The sequence below is a fragment of the Paucibacter sediminis genome (assembly GCF_030254645.1).
Taxonomy (GTDB): domain Bacteria; phylum Pseudomonadota; class Gammaproteobacteria; order Burkholderiales; family Burkholderiaceae_C; genus Paucibacter_B; species Paucibacter_B sediminis.
Genome location: NZ_CP116346.1, coordinates 2340614 through 2353331, shown reverse-complemented (window position 1 = coordinate 2353331; position 12718 = coordinate 2340614). Strand labels below are relative to the sequence as shown.

General features: G+C 68.0%; 13 protein-coding genes and 1 riboswitch. Of the genes, 8 read left to right on the top strand and 5 right to left on the bottom strand.

Annotated elements, in window-relative coordinates; all coding sequences use genetic code 11:
- Position 1 precedes the first annotated feature (1 nt).
- Entirely contained in the window at positions 2 to 373 is a 372-nt protein-coding gene (locus PFX98_RS10855; protein ID WP_285235218.1) for a response regulator, read from the bottom strand.
- A gap of 13 nt (positions 374 to 386) precedes the next feature.
- The gene (locus PFX98_RS10850; protein WP_285235217.1) at positions 387 to 1349 is read right to left on the bottom strand and encodes a chemotaxis protein CheX; all 963 of its coding nucleotides are present in this window, start codon (positions 1347 to 1349) and stop codon (positions 387 to 389) included.
- A 103-nt stretch (positions 1350 to 1452) separates the two neighbouring features.
- On the opposite strand from PFX98_RS10850, the gene PFX98_RS10845 reads away from it, so the two are divergent.
- The gene (locus PFX98_RS10845; protein ID WP_285235216.1) at positions 1453 to 2469 is read left to right on the top strand and encodes a GGDEF domain-containing response regulator; all 1017 of its coding nucleotides are present in this window, start codon (positions 1453 to 1455) and stop codon (positions 2467 to 2469) included.
- A 26-nt stretch (positions 2470 to 2495) separates the two neighbouring features.
- The gene (locus PFX98_RS10840) at positions 2496 to 3620 is read left to right on the top strand and encodes a DNA glycosylase AlkZ-like family protein (RefSeq protein ID WP_285235215.1); all 1125 of its coding nucleotides are present in this window, start codon (positions 2496 to 2498) and stop codon (positions 3618 to 3620) included.
- 1 nt (position 3621) lies between these two features.
- Here PFX98_RS10840 and PFX98_RS10835 read toward each other — a convergent pair whose 3' ends face one another.
- On the bottom strand, positions 3622 to 4629 hold the full coding sequence (locus PFX98_RS10835; RefSeq protein ID WP_285235214.1) for an aldo/keto reductase: 1008 nt from the start codon (positions 4627 to 4629) through the stop codon (positions 3622 to 3624).
- Between the two features lie 151 nt (positions 4630 to 4780).
- Here PFX98_RS10835 and PFX98_RS10830 point away from each other — a divergent pair, with 151 nt between their 5' ends.
- Complete coding sequence (locus PFX98_RS10830) at positions 4781 to 5731, top strand: AraC family transcriptional regulator (RefSeq protein ID WP_285235213.1); 951 nt, start codon at positions 4781 to 4783, stop codon at positions 5729 to 5731.
- Here PFX98_RS10830 and PFX98_RS10825 read toward each other — a convergent pair.
- Positions 5728 to 6522: an HAD-IIB family hydrolase gene (locus PFX98_RS10825; protein WP_285235212.1), complete on the bottom strand. Its 795-nt coding sequence runs from the start codon at positions 6520 to 6522 to the stop codon at positions 5728 to 5730. The two genes, PFX98_RS10830 and PFX98_RS10825, sit on opposite strands and share 4 nt — an antisense overlap.
- 70 nt (positions 6523 to 6592) lie before the next feature.
- Positions 6593 to 6667: riboswitch (S-adenosyl-L-homocysteine riboswitch) on the top strand.
- 88 nt (positions 6668 to 6755) lie between these two features.
- Here PFX98_RS10825 and ahcY point away from each other — a divergent pair.
- The 5 genes from ahcY to PFX98_RS10800 all read left to right on the top strand — a co-directional run bounded on the left by ahcY (position 6756) and on the right by PFX98_RS10800 (position 11350).
- A complete protein-coding gene (gene ahcY, locus PFX98_RS10820; RefSeq protein WP_285235211.1) occupies positions 6756 to 8180 on the top strand; it encodes an adenosylhomocysteinase in 1425 nt (474 codons plus the stop codon).
- Between the two features lie 10 nt (positions 8181 to 8190).
- Positions 8191 to 8985, top strand: coding sequence for a TlyA family RNA methyltransferase (locus PFX98_RS10815; RefSeq protein WP_285235210.1), 795 nt, complete (start codon positions 8191 to 8193; stop codon positions 8983 to 8985).
- Positions 8982 to 9809 (top strand): methylenetetrahydrofolate reductase [NAD(P)H], encoded by an 828-nt coding sequence (gene metF, locus PFX98_RS10810; protein ID WP_285235209.1) that lies wholly within the window; start codon positions 8982 to 8984, stop codon positions 9807 to 9809. Before PFX98_RS10815 ends, metF begins: the two co-directional genes overlap by 4 nt.
- Positions 9810 to 9948: 139 nt before the next feature.
- Positions 9949 to 10563, top strand: coding sequence for an OmpW/AlkL family protein (locus PFX98_RS10805; RefSeq protein ID WP_285235208.1), 615 nt, complete (start codon positions 9949 to 9951; stop codon positions 10561 to 10563).
- A gap of 202 nt (positions 10564 to 10765) precedes the next feature.
- On the top strand, positions 10766 to 11350 hold the full coding sequence (locus PFX98_RS10800) for a peroxidase-related enzyme (protein WP_285235207.1): 585 nt from the start codon (positions 10766 to 10768) through the stop codon (positions 11348 to 11350).
- 3 nt (positions 11351 to 11353) lie between these two features.
- Here the strand turns inward: PFX98_RS10800 and pepQ are convergent, their stop codons facing one another.
- Complete coding sequence (gene pepQ / locus PFX98_RS10795) at positions 11354 to 12688, bottom strand: Xaa-Pro dipeptidase (RefSeq protein ID WP_285235206.1); 1335 nt, start codon at positions 12686 to 12688, stop codon at positions 11354 to 11356.
- Between the last annotated feature and the right edge of the window lie 30 nt (positions 12689 to 12718).

The window sequence follows — 12718 nt, the reverse complement described above, 5'->3', positions numbered from 1 at the left end:
GTCACTCCAGCCCGCACATCTTCCTGAACGGCCCCAGCACCGCCTCGCCGCGGAAGGGCTTGACGATCCAGCCGGTGACGCCGATCGCCTTGCCGCGCTCGCGCACCTGCAGATTGTCTTCGGTGGTCAGCATCACGATGTGCACCGCGCGGTTGCCCAGCTCCACGCGGATCTTTTCGGCCATGGTGAGGCCGTCCATATTGGGCATGTTGATGTCGCTGAGTACCAGCTTGATGCCGGGGTCCCGGCGCAGCTGCAGCAGGCCGTCGACCCCGTCCACCGCCACCACCACCTCGAAGCCGTTGTTGCTCAGGAAAGTCGTCACGATGCCCCGCATGGTGCTGGAATCGTCGACCACCAGAATCTGAGCCATGCAGGGGTTCCCTTCAGAATAGATCGAGCTCGCCGGTCGCGGCGGGGGGCGGGGCCGCCGCGAATTCCGCAAAGCCTTCGGGCGACCAGTAGAGATTGAAGATGAAACGCTGCACGATCATCAAGGGTGGCAACCCTGGGCGGCGCGGATCGGAGAGCTGGTAGCGTATGCACAGCTGCGGGTCCTGCGAGCCGAAGGACATGTATTTGTGCTCGTGGTTGATCACCAGCGGCACCTGGATCTGCTGGGTGGTGAAGGCCTGCGGCGGGATGTAGCGGTTCTTGAACGCGCCCCAGATCAGGTTGGTGGTTTCGCCCAGCAGGTTGTTGAGCTCGCGGAAATTGAAATCACCGCCCAGGCCCTCGTAGCTGAAGCCCTGGATCAGGCCCTGGCGCAGCGCGCCCTCCTCGGTTTGCAGCATCATGTAGCCGCGGCACCAGGTGCTCTCGATCGGGATCAGGGTCGAGACCTCGCCGAAGATGATGCGGTCGTGCACCACATAGGGCGACTCGGCCTGCACCTTGGCGTAGGGAAACATCGAGCTCAGCGAGGCGCAGGTCAGCTCGACGATGCCGTCCACCAGCTTCCTGGGGTAGCGCAGGCTGAAGATGGCGCGCTGCACGGCGGCGCGCAGATCCTCGATGCCGCCCAGTTGCCAGGCATGACGCAGCGCCGCCTGCTCCTCGGGCAGCAGCTCGCGCGTGCTGCTGCGGCGCAGAAAGGTGGGCAGCTCGGGCCGCAGCTTGTGGATGGCCTGCGCCAGGCTCAGGGCATCGGGCTCCACGCCGGGCAGATCCTCCGCCAGCAGCACGCCCGCCAGATCCTTGTGCTGTGCCAGCGTGCTGAGCGCATCGCGCGCGCTGCGCGGCAAGGCCAGCAGGCCCACCTCGGCGCAGAAATCCGCCAGCAGCTGGTATTGCGCCGGGTCGTGCTCGAGCAGCAAGACCTTGGCCTCGAGATGGGTGGTGTCTGTCATGGCCCGGTTTTCCCAACAGGCGAACGGCAAGCCGCCTTATCCCATCACATATCGTCAGCTTCGCGGCCATACTTGAGGCCTCCGCAGTAGCACCCGGCGCCCCATGCTCCCCAGCAGCCCCTCCCCGCTCACCATCCTGGTGATCGACGATCAGAGCGCCTCGCGCGTGGCGGTGGTGGCCGAGCTGGACCGCGCCGGCCATCGCGCCCTCGAGGCCGACAGCGCCGCTTGGGGGCTGGAGCTGTTCAAGCGCTACCGCCCCGACCTGGTGCTGCTGGACGTGGAGATGCCCGCACACGACGGCTACTGGACGGCGCGGCAGATCCGCGCCGCCGAGCCGGGCGGCTGGACCCCCATCATCTTTCTCTCGCAACGCGACCAGGACCAGGACGTCTGGCGCGGCATCGAGGCCGGCGGCGACGATTACCTTGTGAAGCCGGTCTCGCCGATGATTCTGCACGCCAAGCTGCGCGCCATGCAGCGCCTGCTGGGCATGCGCCAGCGCCTGGTGCAGCTCTCCGACGAATTGCGCAGCGCCAACGCGCAGCTGCACGAGCTCTCCAACGCCGATGCCCTCACCGGCCTGATGAACCGGCGCGCCCTCGACGAGCGCCTGCACCAATGCATCGCCCAGGCGCGCCGCGATGGTCTGCCGCTCACCCTGGTGCTGTGCGATGTGGACTATTTCAAGCGCTACAACGACAGCCTGGGCCATGTGGAGGGCGATGCCTGCCTGAAGCGCGTGGCCGCGCTCTTGCGCGAGGCCTGCCGCCGCCCCAGCGACTGCGTGGGCCGCTACGGCGGCGAGGAGTTCGCGCTGATCCTGCCCAACACGCCGCGTTCCGGCGCGATGACCTATGCGCGCGCCCTGATACGCACCATGGCGCTGGCCGGCATCCCGCACCCGGACTCCGACATCGCCCCGCACATCACCGTCTCGGGCGGCATCACCACCTGCGTGGCCGATGCCAGCACCACCGCCGAGGGCCTGCTGCTGCGCGCCGACGATGCGCTCTACAACGCCAAGGCGCATGGCCGCAACCGCTTCTTCAGCTACGAGATGCAGATGGACACGCTGGAGCAGCGCCAACCGGCGTCCGCCAGACCGCTGGACAAATAAACAGTTGTTTGCGATGCTCGCGGCCGATGAGCACGACCGCAGCCACCCCCGCCCCCAGCCTTGAGGAACTGCGCCGCTATGCGATCGCGCGCAGCCTCTTCAGGCCGACCACCTTGCCCACCGCGATCCGCAAGCTCGGCTTCGTGCAGGCCGACCCGATGCGCGCCCCGGCGCGCGCCCAGGACCTGATCCTGCGCCATCGCGTCAAGGACTACCGCGCCGGCGACCTGGAGCGCCGCTACACCCGGCTGGCAGTCGAGGAAGACTGCTTCGTCAACTACGGCTTCCTGCCCAGGCAACACCTGGCCCTGCTGCATCCGCGCGAGCCCAGGCGCAGCTGGGACGCCAAGACCCGCGCCCAGGCCGAGCAGCTGCTGGCGGTGGTGCGCGAGCGCGGCCCCACCCATCCCAAGCAGCTGCTGGAGGAATTCAGCCACCATGGCCGCATGCCCGGCTACTGGGGCGGCGAGCTGAACGTCAGCACCCAGCTGCTCGACGGCCTGCATTACCGCAGCCAGCTGCGCGTCAAGCGGCGCGACGCCGGCACGCGCGTCTACGAGGCGGTGCAGCACCCCGAAGCCGAACAGAGCCCGGCCGCGCGCCAGGCCCGCGCCGAGGCGCTGCTGGACATGGTGGTGGCGCTGTATGCGCCGCTGCCCGCGCCCAGCCTCGGCTACCTGACCTCGCTGCTGGGCTATGGCGCGCCGCAGCTGCGCACCGAGACCCGCCAGGCCTTCCAGCGCGCCAAGGCGCGCTATGCCCATGCGCAGATCGACGGCCGCACCTGGTTCTGGCCCGCTGACGAGAACCCGCGCTCCAAGCGCCACCGGCTCGACACCCAGCTGCGCATGCTGGCGCCCTTCGACCCGGTGGTGTGGGACCGCCGCCGCTTCCAGCTGCTGTGGGGCTGGGAATACAAGTTCGAGGCCTACACGCCCGCGCCCAAGCGCAAGATGGGCCATTACGCCCTGCCCCTGCTATGGGGCGACGCGATGCTGGGCTGGGCCAATCTGCGGCTCGAAAAAGACGGCCGGCTCCAGCATGAGCTGGGCTTCGTGCATGGCCGGCCCAAGGGCGCGGCCTTCAAGCTGGCGCTTGAGGAGGAGCTGCAGCGCGTCAGCGAATTCCTGGGCCTGGACTCACCAGCCTAACTCAGGCATTCAGCGCCGCCATCGCCGCCTCCGGATAGCGGCTGCCGGCCACCGGATGCGCGGCCAGCAGGCCCGCCAGCTGCTCGCGCAGCGCGGCGCCGATATGCACCTGGGCCGCGGCGGCGTTCTCGGCCAGGCGGCTGACGCTGCGCGTGCCGGGGATGGGTACGATGTCGGGCCCTTGATCCAGCAGCCAGGCCAGCGCCAGCTGCGCCGGGCTCAGCCCCTCGCCCTGCGCCAGCGCACCGAGGGCATCCGCCAGCGCCAGATTGGCGGCCAGCTGCTCGGCCTGGAAGCGCGGATTGGCACGCCGCCAGTCGCCCGCCGGCAACTGCTCGGCGCTGCGGATCGCGCCGGTGAGGAAGCCGCGCCCCAGCGGGCTGTAGGGCACCAGGGCAATGCCCAGCTCGCGGCAGGTGGGCAGGATCTCGGCCTCGACGTCGCGCGTCCAGAGCGAGTACTCGGTCTGCAGCGCGGCGATCGGGTGTACCGCATGGGCGCGCCTGAGCGTGGCCGCCGAGGCCTCGGACAGGCCCAGATGCCGCACCTTGCCGGCGCGCACCAGCTCGGCCATCGCGCCCACCGTCTCCTCGATCGGCACGCTGCGATCCACCCGATGCTGGTAGTAGAGATCGATCTGCTCCACGCCCAGGCGCTGCAGGCTGGCGTCGCAGGCCTCGTGCACATAGGCCGGGCTGCCGTCGATGCGCAGCAGCCGGCCATCGGCGGCGCGCACATTGCCGAACTTGGTGGCCAGCACCACCTCCTCGCGGCGCTCGGCCAGCAGGCGCGCCAGCAGGCGCTCGTTGGCGCCCACGCCGTACATATCGGCGGTGTCGAGGAAGTTCAGCCCGATGTCCAGCGCCCGATGCAACACCGCGAGCGACTGCTGCTCGTCCGCCGGGCCGTAGAAGTCCGACATGCCCATGCAGCCCAGCCCCAGGGCCGAAACCTCGGGGCCCTGGGCGCCCAGCCGGCGGCGCGGCATCGTCAATTCTTGCTTGCTCATGCTGTTCTCTTTCCTTGGTTTGTTGACCCCTCGCAGCATAGGAACGAGGGCACGCCGAGCCCAGCGAAAAGCTCGCCCATGCTTGCCCAAAACTCCGAATCTGCCGCGCCGGCCGCCTCGCACCTGGCCGTAGGCTTGCACAATCCGCCCCATGGCCGAAGCCCCACACCCCCAAGACGCCGCCGAGCTGGAGCGCCTGCGCCAACGCGCGCTGGCCCTGGCCCTGCGCCACGCCCCCGCCGATGGCCTGCACGACACCGCCCTGCCCGGCCTGGCCCTGATACGCGCCAGTGCCACCGCCCAGGCCCTGCCGGCCGTCTATGCGCCCGGCCTGGTGCTGGTGCTGCAGGGCCGCAAGCAGGCCCAGCTGGGCGCGCAGACATTGCGTTATGACCCGCTGCACTGCCTGCTGGTCTCGATGACCATGCTGCCGCTCGGCCAGATCACCGAGGCCAGCCCCGCCCAGCCCTATCTGTGCCTGCGCCTGAGCAGCAGCACGCAGATGCTGGCCGATCTGCTGCTGCAGTGCGGCCCGGCCGCCCCGGCCCCCTCGCCAGCCCAGGCCGCGCGCGCCGCCGCGCCGGTGGGGCTGAACCTGAGCCCCGTCACCACGCCGCTGCTGGACGCCGCGCTGCGCCTGCTGCAGCTGCTGGATACGCCGCAGGACCAGGCCATGCTGGGGCCGATGCTGCAGCGCGAGATCTTCTACCGCGTGCTCACCGGCCCGCTGGGCGCTCAGCTGCGCGCGCTGGCCAGCGGCGACAGCAGCACCCAGCGCGTCGCGCGCGCCGTCGATGCGCTCACGCAGCGCTATGCCGAGCCGCTGCGCATCGAGGAGCTGGCCACGCTGGCGCATATGAGCCCTTCCAGCCTGCACCAGCATTTCAAGCAGCTCACCAGCCTCTCGCCCCTGCAATACCAGAAGCAGCTGCGCCTGCAGCAGGCGCGCCGCCTGATGCTGGCCGAGGGTCTGGACGCCGCCGCGGCCGCGCACCAGGTGGGTTACGAAAGCCCCTCGCAGTTCAGCCGCGAATACCGGCGCCTGTTCGGCACGCCGCCGCGCAGCGATATGGCGCAGTGGCGCGGAGCGGCTGCCGCCTAAGCCCCAGCGGCGCGCGCCGCCAGCAGCGCCGCCGCCGCCTCGGCGAAGCCCGCGCCGCGCTCGGCGGCCGTGACATAGGCCGGCAGGCTGCGCAGCTGCGGCACAAAGCGCGCGATGTTCGCCACCCCCACGCTGAGCGGGATGGACGCGAACATCTGCTCGTCGTTGCTGGAGTCGCCCACATACAACCAGTCGGCCGGCACGAAGGCCTCGCCCAGCAGGGCCTGCACCGCCCAGTCGGCCGCCGTGCGCTTGCTGTGCGCGCCGATCCAGCCATTGATGTGGATGGAGCTGACGGTGGCCTGCAGGCCATGCGCGCGCATCACCGCGCAGACGGCATCGATCTGCGCCGCGTCCAGATGCGCGAACTCGCTGTGGTCCACCGCGATGTCGGTGAGGCGGCCGGCGCTGTCCTCGGCCAGCGTGGCGCCCGGCACGCGCGCCAGCACGTCGGCGGCGCAGCGCTGCAGGCGCGCGAAGTTTTCACGGCGGGTCGCCTCGTCCTGGCAATAAAAACTGCGGCGCAACTGGCCGCCCTGGTTCTGCAGCATCACCGCACCGTTCTCGGCCACGATGGCGCGCACCGGCCAGGCCAGCGCGAAGGGCTCGCTCCAGCCGGCCGGGCGCCCGGTGATCGCGATCACCGGCAGCCCGGCGGCGGCCAGATCGTGCAAGGCTTGCAAGGCGGCCGGCGCGATGGCGCCCTCGGCGGTGAGGGTGTCGTCGATATCGGTGAGCACACCGCGCAGGCGGCCGAGAGCCGCGGGCGGGCAGGAGGCAAGAGGCAGCATGGGCGCCGATTGTGCCCATTCCCCATGCCTGTTCGAGCGAACGAGCTGCGCGATGCGTTTAGAATCCGTGGCTTCCGAGGAGCGTTGCAACCTCTTGCTTAGAGGCCAGGCTCGGAGACTTTCTTTGCAACCGCGCTCACCCGCTGACGTCCTGCGTGGGTGATCGTTGTCTTTTCAGACCCTCCCTCACGGCGTCAGCGGCTTCGACGTTTTGTCATTGAAGGAGCCCGCTGATGAATGCCGCTGCCACCACCACCGAATACAAGATTGCCGACCTGTCGCTGGCCGACTGGGGTCGCAAGGAACTGAACATCGCCGAGAGCGAGATGCCCGCGCTGATGGCGATCCGCCGCGAGTACGCCACCAGCCAGCCCCTCAAGGGCGCGCGCATCACCGGCTCGCTGCACATGACGATCCAGACCGGCGTGCTGGTCGAGACCCTGCAGGCCCTGGGTGCCGAAGTGCGCTGGGCCTCGTGCAATATCTTCTCCACGCAAGACCATGCCGCCGCCGCCCTGGTGGCCCGCGGCACGCCGGTGTTCGCCTACAAGGGCGAGACCCTGGAAGACTACTGGGACTACACGCACCGCATCTTTGAATTCGGTGCGGCCGGCACGCCGGGCGAAGGCCCCAACATGATCCTGGACGATGGCGGCGACGCCACGCTGCTGATGCACCTGGGCCAGAAGGCCGAGAAGGATCTCTCCGTGCTGGCCAACCCGGGCAGCGAGGAAGAACGCATCCTGTTCGCCGCCATCAAGGCCAAGATCGCCCAGGACCCGAGCTGGTACACCCGCAAGAGCGCCGAGATCATCGGCGTGACCGAGGAGACCACCACCGGCGTGCACCGCCTGAAGGAAATGTCGGCCAAGGGCTCGCTGCTGTTCCGCGCCATCAATGTCAACGACTCGGTCACCAAGAGCAAGTTCGACAACCTCTACGGCTGCCGCGAATCGCTGGTGGACGGCATCAAGCGCGCCACCGACGTGATGATCGCCGGCAAGATCGCCGTGATCGCCGGCTATGGCGATGTGGGCAAGGGCTCGGCCCAGGCGATGCGCGCGTTGTCGGCGCAGGTCTGGGTCACCGAGATCGACCCGATCTGCGCGCTGCAGGCGGCGATGGAAGGCTTCCGCGTCGTGACGATGGAATACGCCGCCGACAAGGCCGACATCTTCGTCACCACCACCGGCAACAAGGGCGTGATCCGCCACGAGCACATGGCCGCGATGAAGCACAACGCCATCGTCTGCAATATCGGCCACTTCGACAACGAGATCGACATCGCCTCGATCGAGAAGTACGAGTGGGAAGAGATCAAGCCGCAGGTCGATCACGTCATTTTCCCGGACGGCAAGCGCATCATCCTCTTGGCCAAGGGCCGCCTGGTGAACCTGGGCTGCGGCACCGGCCACCCGAGCTATGTGATGAGCTCCTCGTTTGCCAACCAGACGATCGCGCAGATCGAGCTGTTCGCGCACAAGGACGCCTACGACATCGGCAAGGTCTATGTGCTGCCCAAGCACCTGGACGAGAAGGTGGCGCGCCTGCAGCTGACCACGCTGAATGCGCAGCTGAGCGAGCTCAGCGATGAGCAGGCGGCCTATATCGGCGTGCCCAAGCAGGGCCCGTACAAGCCCGACACCTACCGCTACTGAGCGGCGAGCAATGCGCGCAGACCAGTTGTTGGTCGCCAAGGGCCTGGCGCCCACGCGTTCGGCCGCGCAGCGGCTGATCAGCGCGGCCGCGGCCGAGTGGCACTCGGCCAAGGGCTGGTCGGCCATTCGCAAGGCGGGCGAGGAGTTGCCGGAGTTCGCCGAGCTCCGCATCAGCGATGACGCGGAGCTGCGCTATGTCTCGCGCGGCGGGCTCAAGCTCGAAGGCGCGCTGGCGCACACGGGCCTGGCGGTCGCCGGGCTGACGGTGCTGGACATGGGCCAGAGCACCGGCGGCTTCAGCGATTGCCTGCTGAAGGCGGGTGCCGCGCGCGTGGTGGGCGTGGACGTGGGCCATGGCCAGCTGCATGCCGCGCTGGCGGCCGACCCGCGTATCTGCGCGCTGGAAGGCCTGCATGTGCGCGAGCTGGCGGGCTCGGCGCTGCGCGAGCAGGCCCCGGCCGAGGGCTTTGCGCTCATCGTCGGCGACCTGAGCTTCATCTCCATGCTCGGCGCCCTGCCCCAGCTGGCGCCCTGGCTGGCGCCCGGGGGTCAGGTCTTGCTGCTGATCAAGCCGCAGTTCGAGCTGGGGCCCAAGGCCCTGGCGCGCGGCGGCCTGGTGAAGGACGCCAAGCAGTACCCGCTGCTGGAGGCGCGCGCCCGCGAGGCCGCCGCCGCCCTGGACTGGCAGGTACGCGACTACTTTGAAAGCCCCATCACCGGTGGTGATGGCAACAAGGAATTCTTCCTGTGGGCCGAAGGTCCGCAGGCAGCGAAGACGAACGCAGCAAAGGAACACACACCATGACAGCGGTGAGTTTCGAATTCTTCCCGCCCAACACCCCCGTGGGGGCGGAGAAGCTCAAGACCGTGGTGCAGGAGCTGAGCGTGCTGAAGCCGCAGTACTTCAGCGTCACCTACGGCGCCGGTGGCTCCACCCGCGAGAAGACCCTGGCCACCGTGAGCGAGATCGCGGCGATGGGCTATGAGGCCGCGCCGCATCTCTCCTGCGTGGGTTCCACGCGCGAGAACATCGCAGAGATTTTGGCCACCTACCGCGCGCAGAACATCCGCCGCGTGGTGGCGCTGCGCGGCGATCTGCCCAGCGGCACGGCCACCGCGGGCGAGTTCCGCTATGCGGCCGAGCTGGTGCGCTTCATCCGCGAAACGCAGGGGGCGGACTGGAAGATCGAGGTGGCGGCCTATCCCGAGTACCACCCGCAGCAGCGCTATGCCGCCCGCGACCTGCAGCACTTCGCCGACAAGATGCGTGCCGGCGCCGACGAGGCCATCACCCAGTTCTTCTTCAACCCCGACGCCTACTTCAACTTCGTGGACGAGGTGCGCAAGCTGGGCGTGGATGCCCCCATCGTGCCGGGCATCATGCCCTTCCACAACTACGCGCGCATCGCCCAGTTCGCGGCGCGCGACGGCATCGAGATCCCGCGCTGGGTGGCGCTGAAGATGGAGGGCTATATGGACGACGCCGCCTCCATCCGCGCCTTTGGGCTGGACGTGATGACGCGCGTGTGCGAACGCCTGATCGCCGATGGCGTGCCGGGCATCCACTTCTATACGCTCAACCAGTCGGCGCTGACGCTGGAGTTGTGCAAACGCCTCGGTCTCGGCTGAGTTTCTTGAGGCAACGCAAAACCACCAAGCCCTCATGACGAGGGCTTTTTTGCACTTGCGTCAGATCAAGGGTTAACCCGATCGATCTGCGTCCAATGGCTTCATCGGGATTGGTCCCGGCAAACAAGGAGTTATTGGAATGATGGGAAAGATTGCAAGCACCTTCGCCGCTGTTGCCCTCGCCGCCGCCAGCTTTGCTGCTCAGGCGCAGGCTGAAGGCCCCTGGCTGGTGCGCGCCCGCGTCGTCAACATCGACTCGGCCAACAAGGACACGACCGGCCTGGGTCTGACGATCAACAACAAGGCCATCCCCGAGGTGGACATCAGCTACTTCTTCTCGCCCAATATCGCGGCCGAGCTGATCCTGACCTATCCGCAAAAGCACACCCTGAAGGCCGGCGGCGCCGAAATCGGTTCGCTCAAGCATCTGCCGCCCACGCTGAGCCTGCAGTACCACTTCGCCCCCGCCGCCAGCTTCCGTCCCTATGTGGGCGTTGGCCTGAACTACACCAACTTCTCGTCGGTGAAGTTCGCCCCCGCGGTCGAGACCGCCCTGCATCCCAGCATCAAGCACAACAGCTTCGGCCTCTCGGCCCAGATCGGTGCCGACATCGAGCTGTCCAAGAACCTGTACCTGAACGTGGACGTGAAGAAGGTGCAGATCGGCACCAAGGTCTACTCCAGCGGCACCGAAGTCGGCAAGTTCAAGGTCGACCCGCTGCTGGTGGGCGTGGGCCTGGGCATGCGCTTCTGATCAAGCACGTCGCCTGACGACAAGGCCGCCGGCCCGCAAGGGCTTGGCGGCTTTTTTCATGGCGGCTCCAGGCCGGGTGCGGGCTGGCGATGCTGCGTGGCGTCGCCTTGGTGTAGCGTCACGGTACTTCGTACATCGCCATGCCTTGCCTGTCACAACGCAGCCGGTGAGTTCTTCTCCCCGCCCTCGCCCAGGAGCCTCCATGTCCACCGCTACGCCATTCAAGATCAGCCGTTTCCCAGTCCCTGAGATCAAGGATCTGCCCGAAGACATTCGCACGCGCATCCTCGCCGTCCAGGAGAAGTCCGGCTTCGTGCCGAACGTTTTCCTCGTTCTCGCGCACCGGCCGGATGAGTTCCGCGCGTTCTTTGCCTATCACGACGCCTTGATGGAGAAGAAGGGCAACTTGACCAAGGCCGAGCGCGAAATGATCGTGGTGGCCACGAGCAACGCGAACCAGTGCCAATACTGCGTGGTCGCGCACGGTGCCATCCTGCGCATCCGGGCCAAGAATCCGCTGGTCGCTGACCAAGTCGCCATCAACTACCGCAAGGCCGACATCACGCCGCGCCAGATGGTCATGCTGGACTTCGCGATGAAGGTGTCTGCCGAAGCGTACGCCGTGGGCGACGACGACTTCGAGACACTGCAGCGCCATGGTTTCGACATGGCTGACGCGTGGGACATCGCCGGCATTGCCGCCTTTTTCGGCATGTCCAACCGCATGGCCAACGTCACGAGCATGCGCCCCAATGACGAGTTCTATTCCCTGGGGCGCGGCGCTTGATGCTCAGCCTAGCGCCGCGAACGCATCCCGCGTCAGGTTCTCCGGCGGCGCACCCGCGGCGCGGCACACCACGTCGTCCTCGATGCGCACGCCGCCATACCGGCTCAGGTGCTCCACCAGGCCCCAGTTCACCGCGCCCGCGTGCGGGCCGGCGCGCAGGGCCTTGAGCAGGGTGGGTATGAAGTAGAGCCCGGGCTCGATCGTCACCGCCATGCCGGGCTGCAGCGTGCGCGTCAGGCGCAGATAGGGGTGGCCCTCGGGCTTGGGCGCCAGCGCGCCGGTTTCATCGGCCATGAAGCCACCCACATCGTGCACCTGCAGGCCCAGCAGATGGCCGATGCCATGCGGCATGAAGGTGGAAGTGATGCGCTCGGCCAGCATGGCCTCCTCACTCATCGCCTTCACGATGCCCAGGGTCTTCAGGATGCTGGCGATGCGCGCATGGGTGCTGAGGTGGATGTCGCGATAGTCCACGCCGGCGCGCACCTCGCCCACCAGGGCAAGCTGGGCGGACTCCATCGCCGCCAGCAAGGCATCGAAATCTGCATCACCGGCACTCCAGCTGCGCGTGATGTCGGCCGCGTAGCCGGCCACCTGGGCGCCGGCGTCGATCAGCAGCGAGCGCGACTGCGTCGGTGGAGTCAGGTCTTGATACTGGTAGTGCAGCACCGCGCCATGCTCGTTGAGCGCGACGATATTGCCGTAGGGCAGGTCGCGATCGGTATGGCCGCTGGCCGCCAGGTAGGCGGCATGGATCTGCGCCTCGGAAGCGCCGGCCAGAAAGGCCTGGCGCGCCGCCACATGGGCGCGCACCGCCCGCGCCGAGGCCGCGCGCATCTGCGTCAGTTCGTACTCGGTCTTGCAGCCGCGCGCGTAGTGCAGCAGGTTCAGCAGGGCGGCCGGGTTGTTGGGCACCAGGCCCTCCAGCGCGGCATCCGCCTCGCCGATGATGGCCAGGCGGCCGGCCGCCGCCAGCTGCAGGGGCAGGTGCTGGCGCGCCTCGTCCGGCGTGCTGATGATGCGGATCTCGAAATGCTCGACCCAGAAGCCGCTGGGCGCCGACGGCGGCACATGCCAGTAGTCGTCGGGCTGGTAGTAGACCAGCAGGGGCTTCTGCTGCCCCGGGCGTATCAGCAGCCAGCTGTTGGGGTGCTGGGTCAGCGGCAGCCAATGCTTGAAATGCGGATTGGGCGCAAACAGATAGGGCCGGTCGTCCAGGAAGGCGTATTTCTCGATGCCGGAGGCGATCAGCAGGGCATCGAAACCGCAGCGCGCCAGCGCGTCTTCGGCGCGCTGCTGCAGGCTGGCGAGGTGGTGGGCGTAGGCGGCACTGTTCATCGCCGCATTCTCTCAGCCCGGCCGCCCGCC

Excerpts from the sequence above, each read along its gene's own strand:
- PFX98_RS10835 (WP_285235214.1), bottom strand. The coding sequence starts at position 4,629 with ATGAGCAAGCAAGAATTGACGATGCCGCGCCGCCGGCTGGGCGCCCAG.
- PFX98_RS10840 (WP_285235215.1), top strand. The coding sequence starts at position 2,496 with ATGAGCACGACCGCAGCCACCCCCGCCCCCAGCCTTGAGGAACTGCGC.
- pepQ (WP_285235206.1), bottom strand. The coding sequence starts at position 12,688 with ATGAACAGTGCCGCCTACGCCCACCACCTCGCCAGCCTGCAGCAGCGC.
- PFX98_RS10800 (WP_285235207.1), top strand. The coding sequence starts at position 10,766 with ATGTCCACCGCTACGCCATTCAAGATCAGCCGTTTCCCAGTCCCTGAG.
- metF (WP_285235209.1), top strand. The coding sequence starts at position 8,982 with ATGACAGCGGTGAGTTTCGAATTCTTCCCGCCCAACACCCCCGTGGGG.
- PFX98_RS10805 (WP_285235208.1), top strand. The coding sequence starts at position 9,949 with ATGATGGGAAAGATTGCAAGCACCTTCGCCGCTGTTGCCCTCGCCGCC.
- PFX98_RS10850 (WP_285235217.1), bottom strand. The coding sequence starts at position 1,349 with ATGACAGACACCACCCATCTCGAGGCCAAGGTCTTGCTGCTCGAGCAC.
- PFX98_RS10855 (WP_285235218.1), bottom strand. The coding sequence starts at position 373 with ATGGCTCAGATTCTGGTGGTCGACGATTCCAGCACCATGCGGGGCATC.
- PFX98_RS10845 (WP_285235216.1), top strand. The coding sequence starts at position 1,453 with ATGCTCCCCAGCAGCCCCTCCCCGCTCACCATCCTGGTGATCGACGAT.
- PFX98_RS10825 (WP_285235212.1), bottom strand. The coding sequence starts at position 6,522 with ATGCTGCCTCTTGCCTCCTGCCCGCCCGCGGCTCTCGGCCGCCTGCGC.
- ahcY (WP_285235211.1), top strand. The coding sequence starts at position 6,756 with ATGAATGCCGCTGCCACCACCACCGAATACAAGATTGCCGACCTGTCG.
- PFX98_RS10815 (WP_285235210.1), top strand. The coding sequence starts at position 8,191 with ATGCGCGCAGACCAGTTGTTGGTCGCCAAGGGCCTGGCGCCCACGCGT.
- PFX98_RS10830 (WP_285235213.1), top strand. The coding sequence starts at position 4,781 with ATGGCCGAAGCCCCACACCCCCAAGACGCCGCCGAGCTGGAGCGCCTG.